This window comes from Posidoniimonas corsicana (genome assembly GCF_007859765.1).
Classification (GTDB): Bacteria; Planctomycetota; Planctomycetia; order Pirellulales; family Lacipirellulaceae; genus Posidoniimonas; species Posidoniimonas corsicana.
Window position 1 is genome coordinate 956,703 of sequence record NZ_SIHJ01000001.1, and the last position, 15,501, is coordinate 972,203.

The following is a 15,501-nucleotide window of genomic DNA, read 5'->3' on the forward strand; positions in this document are numbered from 1 at the left end:
CCCGCCGCGGCAAGGGGACCAAGGTGATGATTCTGGCCGATGGTCAGGGCCTCCCCCTGGCCATCGATATCGAGTCGGCCAATCGTGCCGAGGTGCAGCTCATCGAGCCGCTGCTCTTCTCGGCGATCACCTCGCACGTGCCCGACAAGCTGGTCTACGACCGGGCCGCCGACAGCGACCCGCTCCGCGGTCGCCTGTCGACGCTCGGCATCGACCTGATCTGCCCCCACCGCCGGGGACGCGTCCGCCCCGACACGCAGGACAAGCGGAAGCTCCGACGCTACAAGCGACGCTGGATCATCGAGCGCACCATCAGCTGGCTGCATGCCTTCCGGAGGCTCGTCGTTCGCCACGAGCGACACGCTCATCTCTTCCACGGCTTCCTCAAGCTCGCCTGCTTAGTGATCGCCATCAGGAGGTTCTGAAACTGGCTCTAGAAGAATTAGAGACTGATCGTGGCTCTCTGAAACCCAACACGCTCAGGAACTACCGAACGACCCGCAAGCGACTGGTGGACTACTTCGGCCCCAACAAGCTAGTTGCATCGGTAACGTCTGCGGATGCCGACCGCTGGCGGCGGCAATTGCTGGCCACGTACTCCGCGGCGACCGTCAGTCGCGAGGTGCGACGAGCCAGGCAGTTCTTCGAGACCGCGGTAAGAGTCGCCTGATTCCTGAGAACCCATTCGCTGATCTTCCTACCCCACAGCAGGTCAATACGAGCCGGGGGCACTTCATCACCCGCGATACCGCCAGCGAGGTGCTTAAGGCATGCCCCGACGTCGAGTGGAAGCTCATCTTCGCGCTCTCAAGGTTCGGCGGGCTGCGTTGCCCCTCGGAGCACCTGGCACTGAAGTGGGGTCACATCGACTGGGAGCATCACAGGATCACCGTGCCCAGCCCCAAGACTGCCCACCACGCGGGCGGGGAGTCGCGGCTAATACCGCTATTCCCCGAGCTGCGGCCACATCTCGAGGCGGCCTTCAATGAAGCAGAGCCCGGCTCGGAGCACGTTATCTCTCACCACCGCACGGGGAATGCCAACCTCCGAACGCAGTTCCAACGCATCCTTGAGAAGGCGGGAATCCCCGCGTGGCCCAAGCTGTTTCACAACTTACGGGCAACGCGACAGACCGAGCTGGCGGCAGACTTTCCCCTCCACGTCGTCTGCCGTTCGATCGGCAACTCGACGGAGATCGTGAACAAGCACTACCTATCGGTGACGGAGAACGACTACTTGCGTGGCGCAGGGCTCGGCGACGATCAGTCCAAGGGCAGCGAAGCAGCGCAAAATGCAGCGCAGCAGGCGCACGCAAGCAGCCGCACCGAGTCGCAAGCGAAAAGCCCGCCGCCGTAATTCTCGGGGATTTACTGGGCTGTGCCGCTGCCTGCGAGAGTGTGCAGGCGCAGAGAGTACCCCGTAGGGGAGTCGAACCCCTGTCTCCGCCGTGAGAGGGCGGTGTCCTGGGCCACTAGACGAACGGGGCAGCTGAATCTCGAGAACGCCGGGCTAGTGATCCGGCTCGTGAGGGGGCCGCTATGGGCGGGCCCGCTCACTCCAAGAATTCACCAGTATGCCGATCGTTTCGCGACCGCACAAGCCCCAACCAGGCCCCGGGCGGAGCGGACACACCGGGGCAGTCAATCGGCGCCCTTTCCCTCTGCGGGACGCGGCTACAATAGGTCGTTTGTGCAGTTTGTCATCCCCGAGTTCGCGCCCGCAGTGAAACGCCCAGAATCTCGCCACAGTTGTATCTGGTTGGCCCTTTGCCTGCTGCCGCCAGCGGCGGGCTGCGTGGACCGGTCGCCGGCGACCGAGAATGGCGCGGCGAGCCCTGCGGTTGCAACTTTCGAAGCAGGATCGCCGGCCGAGCTACCCCAGCCGAGCGAGATGTCGGTCGCAGCTTTCGAGGAGGAACTGTTCGCGTTCGCCAAGGACCGCCGGTACGTCGAACTGGGCTGGAAGCGTGACAAGGCGTTGCGGGACACCGGCCCCTACATCAACGGGCTCTACTACGGCACGCACCCCGCGGTGCGGGTGTTCTACTCGCCGGAGGTGGTCGCATGGCTAGAAGGGGGCCGTCAGGGGGCGATCCCCGACGGGGCGGTGATCGTGAAGGAGCAGTACCCGCCGCCGGCAGCCCGGCACGCGGGTAAGACCGAGGAACAGCTCCGCGACTCGCTCGAATCGTGGACCATTATGGTGAAGGACTCTCGCGGCTCGCACGACGGGTGGTTCTGGAGCAACCCGGGCGCCGAGCAGGAGGTGGTCGACAACCACGCGGACTTCTCGCACCCGATCTCTGGGTTCGGCTTGTACTGCCTGCGGTGCCACGCGTCGACCCGCTCGCCCGGCGTCGACCCGTCCAGCCCGGAGAACGAGTTCACGTTCGCTTCGCTGCGCAACATTGAAGGCTACCCGGGCGAGCCGATCGTGTTCCGCGTGGACGACTCGTGGCGCAAGCCCTCCAAGCCCGAGGAAGGGGAGGGCGAATCCGCAGGCCTAACGGCAGCCGCCGCCTCCTCCGGCGGGCACCCTAGCTGCACGCAGTCGGGCGGGATGTCGCCCTGCCAGGCGACCGCTAACCCAGACTTTGTCGCGTTCTTCACGTCGATGGCCCCCGTCAGCCGCGGCGCGGTTCAGGACCTGCCGCCAATCACTCACGACTGGGTCGCTAAGGAGTGCGCGGAAAACCCACAACAGTTCGTTACCGCGAAGCAGTGCATGAGCTGCCATGCCGGGCTGATGGAGCCGTTTGGACCCACCATGTTCCTGCCCACCGGCGACAGCGCTGCCTACGGCGCCGAGGGGCGGAACATCTCGCCGCACGGCGAGTGGCAGTGGACGCCCATGGGACTAGCAGGACGCGACCCGGTCTTCCTAGCGCAGCTGGAGAGCGAGCAGCAGATGCTCGCCGCCGAGTTCGACGAGCACCCCGAGCAGGCGACGCGGCTCTCAGCCGTGCTGGAAGACACCTGCCTGAAATGCCACGGCGCGATGGGGCGGCACGAGTTTCACGCCGCGGGCAGCGCCGGCGACCGCGACACGTTCGGGCTCGACCTGTGTGAAGCAACGGCAAGCCAAGACGAGGCGATCGGCGAGGGCGACGCCCGCTTTGGCGCCCTCGCGCGGGATGGCATCAGTTGCATGGTCTGCCACCGCATGCAGCGGAGGCCCCAGCCGGAGGGCGACGACCGCCCCTACCTGCAGTTCTTCCTCGAGACCTCCGTCACCGGCAACCTGTACCTCGGCCCGCCGAACGAGCTGTACGGCCCGTTCAAGGACGAGGAGATCGCTGCCTACCCGATGCAGCACGCGTTGGGCATCACGCCCAAGCACAGCGAGTTCTTGCAGAGCTCGCAGATGTGCGGCGTGTGCCACACGGTCACTCTGCCGGCGGTCGACAAGCCGATCGCGGAGCACGAGTCCGACGAGCTGAACGACAGCCAGGTGGTGCGCGAGTTCGAGGCGTTCCACCACCACGTCGAGCAGGCGACCTACCTCGAGTGGCTTAACAGCTCGTTCGAGAACGAGTTTGCGGTCGACAACCCGAACGCCAAGTCGTGTCAGGACTGCCACATGTCTCGCGGGCTACGGGACGACGAGCGGAATCTGGCGCTCGACGGCCTGCCAACCCGCATGGCCGTGATCCAGGACACCACCTACCCGGACGCCGAGAACCTGGCCGCGCACAAGGACATTGAGGTCAAGGTCCGTGAGGAGGGCTACGCGCGGCACAACTTCTCGGGGCTCAACCTGTTCCTAATCGAGCTGTTCGAGCAGTTCGACGACGTGCTGGGCGTGCGGACGCAGGACTACATGACCGGTTCAAAGCTGGAGATCGACAACGCCCGCCGCAACTTCCTCAACACCGCCCGCAACGAGACGGCCGAACTCTCGCTCAGCAGCCGGCTGGATGACGAGGACCTGCTGGCCAACGTCACGGTCCGGAACAAGGCCGGGCACCGATTCCCGACCGGGGTTGGGTTCCGCCGTGCGTTCCTGGAGTTGCTGGTGATCGAGCGGCCTGCGGAGCAGGGTGGGGAGGAGCGGGTGGTATGGGGTTCGGGCCGGACCAATTCGGTCGGCGTGATCGTCGACGCGGCGGGCGAGCCGCTTGAGACCGAGTTCTTTGACGACCACGCCGCCGGCGGTCAGCTCAGCCAGCCCCACCACGAGGAGATCACCCGCGAGGATCATGTGCAGGTGTACGAGTCTCTGCTTCACAACGCCGAGGGCCGGTTCACCACTAGTTTCTTGCGGGGCTGCAACACGATCAAGGACAACCGGCTGCTGCCACGTGGGTGGACGCCGATGGGCCCCTCGTCCGCGTTGACGGGCCGGTACCTGCAGGCCACGCACCCCACCGGCGGCGCGGCTGACGACCCGCGCTACCAAGACGGCAGCGGAACGGACGAGGTCGCTTACCGGGTCGCGCTGCCGGCGGGAGTCGACCGGACGCGGCTCGAGGTGCGGGCAACGCTGCACTACCAGGCGTTGCCGCCCTACTTCCTGAAGAACCTGTTCGACCGCGCGCCAGATGGCCCCGCAACCCAGCGGCTGTACTTCCTGCTGAGCCACGCCGACTTCAGCGGAACGCCGATCGAAGACTGGAAACTTCCGATCGCGAGCGCGACCAGCGCGCCCGATCAACCAGAGGAGTAGCGGACGCCGTCCCCCTAGCAGACCGAACCCCTAGCAGACCGAACCCACGCCATGCCGGCCACGCAGGCCTTCGAGTGAGTTCCACACGCGGCGTGACAACAGATTGATGATCTCGGCGCGGCTGAGACGGCTGAAGGCGATGTCGCGGATCGCCAGTTCATCGGCCGTTAGCTCCTGGCTGCTGGTGGCGGTCAGTATCGGGAAGTCAGGGTTGTCGGTCATCACCGCGTGGGCCAGCGTGTCGACCAGTTCCTGATCGGTTAGGCCCTCGAGCATCGCCCGGCGGACGACTTCCTGCTCGCGGGACAGGCGGAGCCGCCGGCGTTCAACCAGCAGCAGGTGGATCTGCACGATGTTGATGACCAGGAAGGTCACGTGCCAAAACGTGGGTCCGTACAGCGGAGTCGGCGTGCAGGTGGTGAAGAAGATCACCCCGAACGCCAGCCCGAAGCAGGTCAGCACGCGGAGCCAGAGCATGTCCCTGCCCAGGAACGACGCCAGGTAGAACAGGTTGGCTACGTGGATACACCACTCGTCTAGAAACACGGGGGGAGCTCCGGCGGGGGAAGCGGGTCGACGGGCAGAGGGCGATGCAGGTTCTGCACCAATTTGGGTCCGGCATTATGCCCCGGCAAGCCCAAATCAGCTATTCCCCCGGATCCCCCCAATCGGCAGGGTGGGTCGCACGGGATCATCGCCTGGTGCCGGGTGTCACCCAGAGGGCGCCCGGTGCGCTATCGCAAACCAGGGTGGCGTCGCAAAGACCACCCGGCTGCGAAGAAACGGCCGGATTGGCGTTGGCACGGCGGTTGCTTCCCTTCGCTCAGAAGTAATCGAGCGATCGGTAACCATCGCTTGGAGCCGAGACCGCCGGCGTCTGCCGACGCCGGGCTCCAAAGCGAATCCCACCCCTGAAAGGACGGAAACCATGCGTAGTACTAACCTATTAACTCTTACTCTCGCGACCCTCGTCGGCGGCGGCCTTACCTTGGCTACAGGTTGCGCCGAAACCGACCGCTACGAGACCAACAAGCCGGTTATCGAGGCGGAAGACAACGACCTTGAGAGGACCGGCGACGAAATTGAAGCCTCGGCCAAGGAGGCCTGGGAAGACACCAAGGAGGGTGCCCGCGACGCCGTCGACGCGGTCGTTCCTGACGAACCGATTGTCGACGTTGAAAGCCCGCTCGGTGACGTCAAGGTCGGCGAGGACCCCGTGACCGGCGATAAGAACGTCGAAGTCGACGCCGGTCCCGATGCCGACGAAGAATAATCTGGGTGCCCCAATCTGACGCGATCGCCGCCCCGCAGCGCTGCTGCGGGGCGGCTTTTTCATGCGCCGCCCGCCGCTTGCAGGATAGCGGCAATCACGCCTTCGGCCGTGTACTCTCTGGCGACCACGTCGGCGGGACGGCCGAGTTCCTCCAGCACGCCAGCGGTTAGCGGGCTGATGGCGACCAGGCTCGTGCCGCTAAGCTGATCGCCGTAGAGACCCACCAGCGAACGGGCGATGGCCGAACTGGTCACCGTGGTCCACTGCACGCGTCCTGCCGCCAGGGCCTCGGCGATGTCGGCGTCAGGCGTGGTGACGTCGGAGCTCTCGTACGCCACCACCTGCTGCACCTCGGCGCCGGCCGCGCTGAGTTGTTCCGCCAGGACTTCACGCCCGCGACTCGCCCGCACCAGCAGCACCCGCTTGCCCTGGCATTGCGGCGCCATGGCGTCGGCGAGCGCCTCGGCGCGGTACTCTTCGGGGCAGAGGTCGGCCCGCAGGCGGTGGTCGGCCAACGCCATGGCCGTGGCGGGGCCGATGGCCGCCAGCCGCACGCCGCCCAGTCGGCGTGCGTCGGCGCCGGTGGCGTAGACCGCTTCGAGGAAGTTGTTCACGCCGTTGCTGCTGGAGAACGCGATCCAGTCGAACTCGCCGCACCGCGCCGCCGCGTCCTCGAGCGCCGCCGGGTCCGGCGCCGGCCCGATCTTGATCGCTGGCTGCTGCAGCACCTCGGCGCCCAGCTCGCGCAGGCGGTCGACCATCTCGCCCGCCTGGTGGCGGGGGCGGGTCACCAGCACTGTCTGGCCGAACAGCGGCCGGCCGCTGAACCACTCCATCGCCTCGCCCCGGCGGGCGACCGGGCCGACGATCGCCACCACGGGCGGGCGGACCTTGCCGGGCGCCAGGACGGTCGCGACCTCGTCCAGCCGGCACTCGAATGCCTGCTGATCCGGCAGCGAGCACCGCCGCACCAGCAGCACCGGCGTGTCGGCGGGCTTGCCGTGCTCCAGCAGGCGGCTGCTCCACTGCTGGGCGGTGGTGACCCCCATGTAGACCACTAGCGTCCCCGGCAGCCTGGCGAGTGCGGCGTAATCGAGCGTCTCCTCCTGCTTCTCGGGCTGTTCGTGCCCGGTCATAAAGGTGACGCAGCTCGCCTGGTCGCGGTCGGTGATGGTCACGCCGGCGTAGGCGCCGCTAGCGGCCGCCGCGGTGATGCCCGGCACGATCTCGAACTCCAGGCCGGCGGCGGTCAGCGCGTCCAGTTCCTCGGCCATCCGCCCAAACACGCTGGGGTCGCCCCCCTTGAGGCGGGCCACGGTTCTGCCCGCCAGCGCCGCTTCAACCATCTTGGCGTTGATATCCGGCTGCTTCCACAGCTTCCCCTGCCCGTGGCGGCCCAGGCAATAAAGTTCGGCCCCCGGGCGAGTCCACTCCAGGACCCGCGGCCCAGCCAGGTAGTCGTACAGCACCACGTCCGCCCGGGCTAGCCGGTCGCGTCCGCGGACGGTCAGCAGGTCCGGATCGCCCGGCCCGGCCCCAATCAGATAAACCTTGCCCGGTTGCGGATTCATGCGGCGGCGGTGGACTCACAGTGGGCGGGGTGTGGAAAACGGGCCTGCGGCCGCGTTATTCGATACGAGCATCGTTACCGCCATTATGCCCCTTCGCCCGGCGCCGAACGAGGCGCCCAGGCGCTGCCCCACCGAACCCGCGGTGATACGATGAAGAGTACGGTCCCCTTGTCCCTCCGCCCGGCGCCCGATTGGCCCATGCCCGACCCGTCCGAAGCCAGCAGCGACTTCGCCCCCCGCGCTGGCCGTGGCATTTCGCCCGCCACCCGGCAGCGGCTCGAGGCGGTGCACACCCGCGCCAAGGCGTGCCTGGAGCGCGGCGACCACGACTACGCCCACGACCTGCTCACTCAGTGCATCGCCGAGGACCCCGGCTCGCTGATCTACGCGCAGACCTTCCGGGCCAACATCACCAAGAAGTACGCGGGCAGCACGAAGAAAAGCTCACGATTTTCGGCCCTCATGGGCGGCAGCTCCGGCAAGGCGGCGGTCGCCAAGGCGGCCGGCAAGGGCGCGTGGACCGAGGCCTTCACGGCCGGCTGCCAGGCCCTGAAGAAGAACCCGGTCGACCTGCCGGTGCTCCGCGAGCTGGCCCGCGGGTGCGGCGAGCTGGGCCACGTTGAGACCCAACTGTTCTACCTCCGCTGGGCGCTGGACCTCGACCTGCACGACGACGAGACCAACCGCCTGGCGGGCGCCGCCCTGGCCGGGACCCGCCAGTTCGATCAGGCCATCGCCTGCTGGCAACGGGTGCTGAAGCAGAAGCCCGAGGACGAAGAGGCCCGCCGCGCAATCTCGCGACTCAGCGTCGAGCAGACCCTGCACGAAGGGGGCTACAACCACGAGATGCTTAAGGGCGAGGGCGCCGCGCCGGACCTGCCGGCCGTGCGGGTATCGGACCTCGCCGCCAAGGACCGCCAGCCCGCCGATGCTGCAGCGGACCCTGACAAAGCCTCCCCCGCGGCGGTTCCACAGTCGAAGGAGGAGCTGCTCGAACTGGTGGAGGAGGAACCGGACAACATCGTGGCCGCGTTCGATCTCGCCCAGATCCTGCACGTGGCGGGGGAAAGCCGGCAAGCGCTCAGCGTTCTGCGGCGGGCTGCAAAGCACTCGCCGGACGCCGAGGCGCCCGAGCACAGCCGGCTGGAAGACCTCCAGCTCCGGGTCGCCCGCGAGCAGACTAAGCAGGCCCAGGAGGCGGCCAAGGCGAAACGCACCCCAGAGCTCATCAAGGCGGCCCGCCAGGTCGTGGCGGAGAGCAACCTTGCCGAGCTGGAGGTATACTCCGCCCGGGCGAAGCGGAACCCCGCCAACACGCGGGCCCAGTACGAGCTGGGGCTGCGGCTGAAGCGATCCGGCGATCACCGCGAGGCGATCAAGGCATTCCAGGCCGCCCGGGGCGACGCCCGCCGCGACGCGGACGTGCAGCTGCAGCTGGGCGAGTGCTTCCAGTTCATCGAGCAGTTCAAGCTGGCCGCCAGCAGCTACGAAGCCGCGGTCAAGGCTTCCCGGCCCGACCAGCAGCACGCCTCGGAGGAAACCCACAAGCTGGCTCTCTACCGGGCGGGGGTGCTGGCCCTGGGGCTGGGGGACCTGGACCGGGCCGAGAATCGCCTCACGGAGCTCGCGGGGCTGGATTTTGGCTACCGGGACGTCGGCGACCGCCTAGACAAGATCACCGAATTGCGTAAAAATGCGTGACTCGCAGCTGGAGGCTGTGATCGCGTAACGCCATTCACCCCCGAGTTTTCCGTCGGCCATGCCAAATTCCGCCAGTGCCCGTAAGCGTCTCCGCCAGGACCAAGCCCGTCGTCTCCACAACCGTTCGGCCAAGGCGTCGGTTCGCACGCAGCTGAAGAAGGTCCGCAAGGCGATCGACGCCGGCGAGGTCGAGAACAGCGAGAAGGAGTTCCAGGTAGCCGCCAAGAAGCTGGACCAGGCCGCCGCTAAGAACCTGATCCACGCCAATGCCGCGGCCCGCACCAAGAGCCGCTTGTCCAAAGCGATCAAGGACCTGAAGAACGCCGGCTAGAGCCGGTGGACGACCGCGGCGGAGCTGCGGTCTGGCGTCGAGCACGCGACTCAGAACGTATCCACTCAGAGCCGCGCCCGTCTTGAAGCGATCCCGCTGGGGTCGATCGCTTCCTGACGGGCGCGGCTCTTTTTTTTTTTTGTGGCTGTAGCCAGGCTGCTTTTTCTTGTAGCTGCCGGCGCTACAACCTGCTACCACTCGATCTTCGCGGCGTCGAACACGGGGCCCTCGACGCAGGTGCGTTTGTAGTCCCAGTCCCCCTCGGGCTGGCGGACCTTGGCCACGCAGCTGAAGCAGATGCCGATACCGCAGGCCATGGGCGTCTCGAGCGACACTCGGCAGGGCGTGCCCCGCTGCAGGCAGAGCTTGGCGACCGCCTCCATCATCGGCTCGGGGCCGCAGCAGTCCACCTGCACGCGGCGGTCGGCGGACTCGTCGAGGGCCGCCTCTAGGAGATCGGTCACTAGGCCGTGGTGGCCGACCGACCCGTCGTCGCTGGCGACCCGCAGGTCGAACCCAGCGCCGCGAAAGGCCGGCTCGCCGGCCAGCAGGTCGGCGGTCCGGACGCCGTAGCACATGACCACCTCTGCCGCCTGGCCGCCATCCCGCAACGGCGCACCGTAGCGGGCGGCGCCGAGCGACTCCTTGCCGGCGGCCAGGAACGGCGTGTAGCCGATGCCGCCGGCCACCAGGATGCGGCGGTCGCACTGGATCGGGTCGAACCCGTTGCCGAGCGGGCCCCACAGCTCGACCGTCCGTCCCGCTGCACAGGCGGCCAGCGCAGTGGTCAGCTTGCCGTGCACGACGTACACAAAGTCGAGTGCAACGGCCTGGCCCGCATCATCGCGGACGACGTCGTACAGGGCGAACGCCCGGCCAAGCATCGGGTCCGCCTGGCCGGCCACGCGGACCATGACGAACTGGCCCGGCACGATCCGCTCGGCGATCGCGGCCGCGTTGACCCGCATGCGGTACGTGCCGCGGGCGAGCTGCTCGTTCTCCAGCACGGTCGCCGGCGCAAAGCAGGCCTGATCCGCGTAGTAGGCGGCGTGCAGCGTCGCGTGTCCTCCGTCACAACCGCTCGGCTCCGTCGTGCCGCTCACTTGATCACTCTCCGCTGGGGCTTGTTGGTAGCGGCCGGCTTGGAGTTCTTGGGCTTGGCCGGCTTGCGCTTCTTTTTCTTGACGGGTCGGCCCTCCTGGGCGGCCCCCGCGTCTTCGACGCACTGCCGCAGCGCCTTGACCTCGTCGCGGGTGAGCGGGCGGTAGGCGCCGGCGGGCATCTCACCCAGCTTGACTGGGCCGTGCGCCACTCGGGTCAGCTTCTGCACCTTGTGCCCCATGGCGGCGAGAACGCGGCGGATCTCGCGGTTGCGGCCCTCGTCGAGCACTACCTCGAGCAGGGTCGACTTCTTGTGCCGCGACTTGATTTTCGCGCCCACGAAATGAACCTTGCCCTCGGCAATGTAGATGCCTTCGCGGGCCTGCTTGAGCTCTTCACCGGTGATATGGCCGGCCACCTGCACGATGTAGGTCTTGCGGACCCCGTGGCGGGGGTGGGCGAGTTGGTTCGCCAGTTCGCCGTCGTTGGTCAGCAGAATCAGGCCGTCGCTCGCCATGTCGAGCCGGCCGACGTTGAACACCCGGCCGGCGGTCGGGGGCAGCAGCTCGGTCACGCGAGGCCGACCGGACGGGTCACGGGCCGTGCAGACGTAGCCCTCTGGCTTGTTGACCGCGAAGTAGACCTTCTTGGTCTTTGGCAGCGGCTCCCCGTCCACCCAGATGTCCTGTCGCGACGCGTCGACCCGCACGCCAAGCTCCGTGACGGGCTGGCCGTCGACCTCGACGCGGCCCTCCAGGATCAGCTGTTCGCACTCGCGCCGGCTCGCCAGCCCAGCCGCGGCCAGCACCTTCTGCAGGCGGTCCTTGCCATCATCCGGGTGCTGCCGCTGGGGCGTGGGGCCCCGCTTCGCGCCGGCGGGCCGTCGGGCGGTCTTCTTTTTGCCGCCGGGGGAGGGCCGCTTGGCTTTTCCGCCGGCCTTCGGGCCTTTGCCGCCGATCGGCGACTTCTTGCGGGGTTTGGAGGCGCGTTTAGGCATGGGTTCTCAGTGCGTCGGGAGGGCCCTCCATTCTACTCCGCCGTGACGCGCATCGACAGGGACGCCGCCACGCGGGCCGGTCCGCTGGTTATACTCCTGCAGACGCCCGCGGCTCCGCCCGGGCGACAACGTCCGCTCATCTGAACCATTCAGGGTCCCGCTATGCCAGGCGCCGCCGCACGCCCCACCGCTTTGATACTCTTGTTTGCCGCGTTGCCGCTGGTTTGGCCAAGCCAAGTGGGCGCCCAGCCGCCGGTCGTCGAGGGCGTGCAGCTTGGGCCCTACGAGTACGAGACCAAGCCCGACGACCCCGCGTTCCGCATGTACCACCCCCGCAAGGCGCCGCCGGCTGGGCCGCTGCTGCTGCAAAAGGGCGACCGGCTAGCGATCTGCGGCGACTCGATCACCGAGCAGCGCAAGTACTCCCGCATCATCGAGACCTACCTCACCGCCTGCACACCGCAGCTTGGCGTGACGGTGCGTCAGTACGGCTGGAGCGGTGAGAAGACCGACGGGTTCCTGCGGCGGATGGACAAGGACTGCCTGACCTTCGAGCCGACCGTGGCCACCCTGTGCTACGGGATGAACGACGCGCGGTACCGCCCGTTCGACGTCACCAACGGCCGCTGGTACGAGGACCACTACCGCGCGATTGTCCGCCAATTCAAGGTCCACGGCGTGCGGGTGGTGGTCGGCACGCCGGGCTGCGCCGGGAAGACCGCCTCGTGGGTCGAGAGCCGCTCCGGCACGCTGGACCAGCAGAACATCGCATTGTGCGCGCTGCGCGACATCGCGATCGGCGTGGCCGAGTCGGAGGACTGCCGGCTGGCCGACGTGTTCTGGCCGATGCTGCAGGCGCAGGTGTTTGCGCCGGACCAGCACGGCGCCACCGCCGACAACCCGTACGAGGTCGCCGGCGCCGACGGCATCCACCCCGGCTGGGCGGGGCACGTCGTGATGGCCTACGCGTTCCTCAAGGCGATGGGGCTGGACGGGCAGATCGGCGAGATCAACGTCGACCTGGCGGGCGGGTCGGCCACCGGCTCGGAAGGCCACGAGGTCGAGACCACCGGGCCGGGCGTGCTGCGGGTCACCAGCTCTCGGTACCCGTTCTGCGCCACGGGCGACCTGCACGACGACAATTCGGTCCGCTCGGGAATGACGCTCGTGCCGTTCGACGCGGAGCTCAACCGCTTGACGCTGGTTGCGTCCGGCGGCTCGGCCGATCGCTACCAGGTCACCTGGGGAGGCGCCTCCCGGGAATTCACCGCCGCCGAGCTCGAACGGGGTGTGAACCTGGCCGCGGAGTTCGTCGAGAACCCGTTCTGCGCAGCGTTCCAAGAGGTCGACAACGCGGTAGAGAAGAAGCAGGCTTTCGAGACCCACCAGGTTAAGAAGGTATTTCACGGCCGCTCGGGCAGGGACGACTTTGATCAGGCCGTCCGCGATACCGAGGCGGAACGCGCGCCCCTGGCCGCCGCGGTCCAGCGTCCGCTGCCGCCGGTGACGCACACTATCGAACTGCGTCCGGTTTCCGCGTCTCGGTGATGAGCTGGGTGGGGCCGCCGTCGAGCGGTGGGCCGAGCTCGATGGCGGGTGGTTTCCCCTTCAGCACGGCGCCCACCCACTCCGCGAACTGGGGCTTCTCCGCGTCGAAGTACCTCGCGAAGTCCCGTCCTGGGCAGCTGGTCTGTCCCTTGGCGACCCGGGCGTGGGTGGTGATCGCATCGAGCGGCAGATCGTGCTTGGCAAGCAGCCAGGCAACCAGCCGCACGGCCGACTCGACCTGAGCGGGGCTGGGGCGCTGCTGTTCGAAGTTACCCATCAGCTCGACGCCGAGGTGACCGGCCAGCTCGTACTTGGTGTTCGACTCCGGCTCGTACTCCAGCGGCCGCCCCTCAAAGATCCGTCCGTCGGGCGCGATGAGGAAATGGTACGGCAGGTCGGGCCAGTAGGTGTTGCGGGGCGGCTCTTCCAGCTCGGGGCGCTTCTTGCCCCACGACTGCATGTTGCGGATGAACTGGACCGGGTCGCGGTCGGCGGTCCACAGCACTCCGGCGTGGTGCAGCGTGACGTGCTTGGGCGTGTGCCGGCGTTCGTCGGGGATGGAGTCGGGTCGAGAGCCCCAATCAGCTGCCGTTACGAACTTAGCGGGCCGGGGAACGTCGGCCCGCTGTTCGGGGTCGGCGGACGCCGTCCCCGCGCTGATCAGCATCACGGTAACCAGCGTCGAGCGGGCGGTCTTCATCAATCTCACCGTATCAAGGGGCGGGCTCAGGGTGACCGGGCCTCCGCCCGGGGGATTCCACCATAGCCGGCCGGCCGAGCGAGCGCCAATCGCACGGGCGCCCGAAGCCCGGAGTTTGTTGGCGCCCGCCTCGGCGGTCTGTTACGATCCGCCCAGGCGTACCGAACTCGAACGGACAATGGGCAATGCAGAGACTCCGATCCCCCAAGCTGCTGGCGAACGCCGCTGTGGCCGCCACGCTGTCGATTATCGCCGTCACTGCGGCGGCCGCGGACGCGGGCAAAGAACTCCTGATCCCCTCCGAGGGGGTGATGAAGGTCCCCGACGGCAACGACTACGACAATGACGACAGCGACTACAGCTACAGCCGCATGATCGAGGGCGACAACGTCGTGATCTTCTGGCACAAGGAGTACGGCGCCGACCCGCTCGAGAACCCCGACAGCGGCAAGCGGTTTGACGTCAAGAAGATGCTGAGCGAGTGCGAGCGGTTCTACGACTACTACGTCAACGAGCTGAAGCTCGTCAAGAAGGGTGAGTCGGTCAGCGACCGCTACAAGCTGGTCACCTACGTGTACGGCGGCGAGGGCGGCACCGCGTTCGGCGGCGGCATGGAGGACAAGATCGGCGCGCTGTGGACCCCCGCGGTGCGTGTCAACCGCGAGCCCTACGGCGTGCTGGCCCACGAGCTGGGCCACAGCTTCCAGTTCCTGTCGTCGGTCGATAGCGGCGCCCGCCCCGGGGGCGCGGTCAACGAGATGTCCGCGCAGTACATGCTGTGGCAGGTCTACCCAGAGTGGATGACGTTCGAGAACTATCACCTGGTCGACTTCATGAAGAAGACGCACTACGCGTTCCTTCACCCGACCAACATGTACCACTCGCCCTACGTGCTGGAGTACTGGTCCAACAAGCACGGCAAGGAGTTCTGGGGCGAGCTGTGCCGCTCGACTAAACGCGGCGAGGACGTGGTCGCCACGTACAAGCGGATGAACGCCGTTGAGCAGCCCGCCTTCAACGACGAGATGTTCGACGCCTGCCGGCGGTTCATCACCTGGGACCTCGACCGGGTCGAAGAGGTCGCCGGCCGCTACGCCAACCAGCACCGCTGCACGCTGAACGAAGCGGGCGACGGGTGGTACCGGATCACGCCCCAGCTCTGCCCACAGAACTACGGGTACAACGGCATCCGCCTGGAAGTCCCCGAGAAATTCGGTGAGGTGGAGCTGCAATTCCAGGGGCTGGCCGGCGCCGAGGGCTTCAGCCAGGTGAAGACCGACAAGGCTGGCTGGCGTTACGGCTTTGTGGCCCACCTGAATGACGACCGCCGCGTCTACAGCGAGGTCGGCCGCGACGCCGACGGCCGCCTTGCGTTCGAAACGCCCGAGGGGACCGAGCACCTGTGGCTGGTCGTGATGGGCGCGCCGACCGAGCACTGGCCGGTCAGCGGGGGCCGCGGCCGCCGGGGGCGGGGCAGGGGGGACGAGCCGTCCGGTGAAGAGCAGTGGCCCTACCGCGTGAAGCTCGCCGGGACAACGATCTCCGCAGACTTCATCGAGTAGCCTCGGCGCACAAAAAAACGCCCCCCGGCTCTGCGAGCCGGGGGGCGTGGAA

The 15,501-nt window shown here is 67.5% G+C and carries 12 protein-coding genes, 1 tRNA gene and 1 pseudogene; 8 read left to right on the forward strand and 6 right to left on the reverse strand.

The genetic code is table 11. The features are described from left to right. Positions 1–14: 14 nt before the first annotated feature. Both KOR34_RS03560 and KOR34_RS03565 read left to right on the forward strand, forming a co-directional pair. Positions 15–425 (forward strand): annotated as a pseudogene (locus KOR34_RS03560) (transposase); the annotation flags it as partial. A 310-nt stretch (positions 426–735) separates the two neighbouring features. Beyond that, complete coding sequence (locus KOR34_RS03565; protein WP_228714643.1) at positions 736–1,356, forward strand: tyrosine-type recombinase/integrase; 621 nt, start codon at positions 736–738, stop codon at positions 1,354–1,356. A 57-nt stretch (positions 1,357–1,413) separates the two neighbouring features. Here the strand turns inward: KOR34_RS03565 and KOR34_RS03570 are convergent. Continuing rightward, positions 1,414–1,486 (reverse strand) — tRNA-Glu (locus tag KOR34_RS03570). 404 nt (positions 1,487–1,890) lie between these two features. Between KOR34_RS03570 and KOR34_RS03575 the strand changes: the two genes are divergently transcribed. Beyond that, positions 1,891–4,665: a cytochrome P460 family protein gene (locus KOR34_RS03575; protein ID WP_146562265.1), complete on the forward strand. Its 2,775-nt coding sequence runs from the start codon at positions 1,891–1,893 to the stop codon at positions 4,663–4,665. Between the two features lie 30 nt (positions 4,666–4,695). Here KOR34_RS03575 and KOR34_RS03580 read toward each other — a convergent pair whose 3' ends face one another. Continuing rightward, entirely contained in the window at positions 4,696–5,211 is a 516-nt protein-coding gene (locus KOR34_RS03580) for a hypothetical protein (RefSeq protein ID WP_197531111.1), read from the reverse strand. Between the two features lie 382 nt (positions 5,212–5,593). On the opposite strand from KOR34_RS03580, the gene KOR34_RS03585 reads away from it, so the two are divergent. Then, the gene (locus tag KOR34_RS03585; RefSeq protein ID WP_146562268.1) at positions 5,594–5,938 is read left to right on the forward strand and encodes a hypothetical protein; all 345 of its coding nucleotides are present in this window, start codon (positions 5,594–5,596) and stop codon (positions 5,936–5,938) included. Between the two features lie 59 nt (positions 5,939–5,997). Here KOR34_RS03585 and cobA read toward each other — a convergent pair whose 3' ends face one another. Further along, positions 5,998–7,509, reverse strand: a complete 1,512-nt coding sequence (gene cobA / locus KOR34_RS03590; RefSeq protein ID WP_146562270.1) for a uroporphyrinogen-III C-methyltransferase — start codon at positions 7,507–7,509, stop codon at positions 5,998–6,000. A gap of 150 nt (positions 7,510–7,659) precedes the next feature. On the opposite strand from cobA, the gene KOR34_RS03595 reads away from it, so the two are divergent. Together KOR34_RS03595 and rpsT are read left to right on the forward strand one after the other, a co-directional pair. Next, positions 7,660–9,210, forward strand: coding sequence for a tetratricopeptide repeat protein (locus tag KOR34_RS03595; protein ID WP_146562272.1), 1,551 nt, complete (start codon positions 7,660–7,662; stop codon positions 9,208–9,210). Positions 9,211–9,268: 58 nt separating this feature from the next. After that, complete coding sequence (rpsT, locus tag KOR34_RS03600) at positions 9,269–9,541, forward strand: 30S ribosomal protein S20 (RefSeq protein WP_146562275.1); 273 nt, start codon at positions 9,269–9,271, stop codon at positions 9,539–9,541. Positions 9,542–9,732: 191 nt separating this feature from the next. Here the strand turns inward: rpsT and KOR34_RS03605 are convergent, their stop codons facing one another. Continuing rightward, positions 9,733–10,644, reverse strand: a complete 912-nt coding sequence (locus KOR34_RS03605; RefSeq protein WP_146562277.1) for a dihydroorotate dehydrogenase electron transfer subunit — start codon at positions 10,642–10,644, stop codon at positions 9,733–9,735. Further along, positions 10,641–11,639, reverse strand: coding sequence for a pseudouridine synthase (locus KOR34_RS03610; protein ID WP_146562279.1), 999 nt, complete (start codon positions 11,637–11,639; stop codon positions 10,641–10,643). Before KOR34_RS03610 ends, KOR34_RS03605 begins: the two co-directional genes overlap by 4 nt. 162 nt (positions 11,640–11,801) lie before the next feature. Here KOR34_RS03610 and KOR34_RS03615 point away from each other — a divergent pair, with 162 nt between their 5' ends. Further along, positions 11,802–13,187, forward strand: a complete 1,386-nt coding sequence (locus KOR34_RS03615; protein ID WP_146562281.1) for an SGNH/GDSL hydrolase family protein — start codon at positions 11,802–11,804, stop codon at positions 13,185–13,187. Here KOR34_RS03615 and KOR34_RS03620 read toward each other — a convergent pair. Further along, on the reverse strand, positions 13,153–13,887 hold the full coding sequence (locus KOR34_RS03620; RefSeq protein WP_146562283.1) for a peptidoglycan recognition protein family protein: 735 nt from the start codon (positions 13,885–13,887) through the stop codon (positions 13,153–13,155). The two genes, KOR34_RS03615 and KOR34_RS03620, sit on opposite strands and share 35 nt — an antisense overlap. Positions 13,888–14,072: 185 nt before the next feature. On the opposite strand from KOR34_RS03620, the gene KOR34_RS03625 reads away from it, so the two are divergent. Further along, entirely contained in the window at positions 14,073–15,449 is a 1,377-nt protein-coding gene (locus KOR34_RS03625) for a DUF6055 domain-containing protein (RefSeq protein ID WP_146562285.1), read from the forward strand. The last annotated feature ends 52 nt before the right edge of the window (positions 15,450–15,501 follow it).

What these genes read in the sequence shown, in the direction of transcription:
- KOR34_RS03595 (WP_146562272.1), top strand. Translation starts at nt 7,660, where the DNA reads ATGAAGAGTACGGTCCCCTTGTCCCTCCGCCCGGCGCCCGATTGGCCC.
- KOR34_RS03625 (WP_146562285.1), top strand. Translation starts at nt 14,073, where the DNA reads ATGCAGAGACTCCGATCCCCCAAGCTGCTGGCGAACGCCGCTGTGGCC.
- KOR34_RS03620 (WP_146562283.1), bottom strand. Translation starts at nt 13,887, where the DNA reads ATGAAGACCGCCCGCTCGACGCTGGTTACCGTGATGCTGATCAGCGCG.
- KOR34_RS03610 (WP_146562279.1), bottom strand. Translation starts at nt 11,639, where the DNA reads ATGCCTAAACGCGCCTCCAAACCCCGCAAGAAGTCGCCGATCGGCGGC.
- cobA (WP_146562270.1), bottom strand. Translation starts at nt 7,509, where the DNA reads ATGAATCCGCAACCGGGCAAGGTTTATCTGATTGGGGCCGGGCCGGGC.
- KOR34_RS03575 (WP_146562265.1), top strand. Translation starts at nt 1,891, where the DNA reads ATGTCGGTCGCAGCTTTCGAGGAGGAACTGTTCGCGTTCGCCAAGGAC.
- KOR34_RS03615 (WP_146562281.1), top strand. Translation starts at nt 11,802, where the DNA reads ATGCCAGGCGCCGCCGCACGCCCCACCGCTTTGATACTCTTGTTTGCC.
- KOR34_RS03585 (WP_146562268.1), top strand. Translation starts at nt 5,594, where the DNA reads ATGCGTAGTACTAACCTATTAACTCTTACTCTCGCGACCCTCGTCGGC.
- rpsT (WP_146562275.1), top strand. Translation starts at nt 9,269, where the DNA reads ATGCCAAATTCCGCCAGTGCCCGTAAGCGTCTCCGCCAGGACCAAGCC.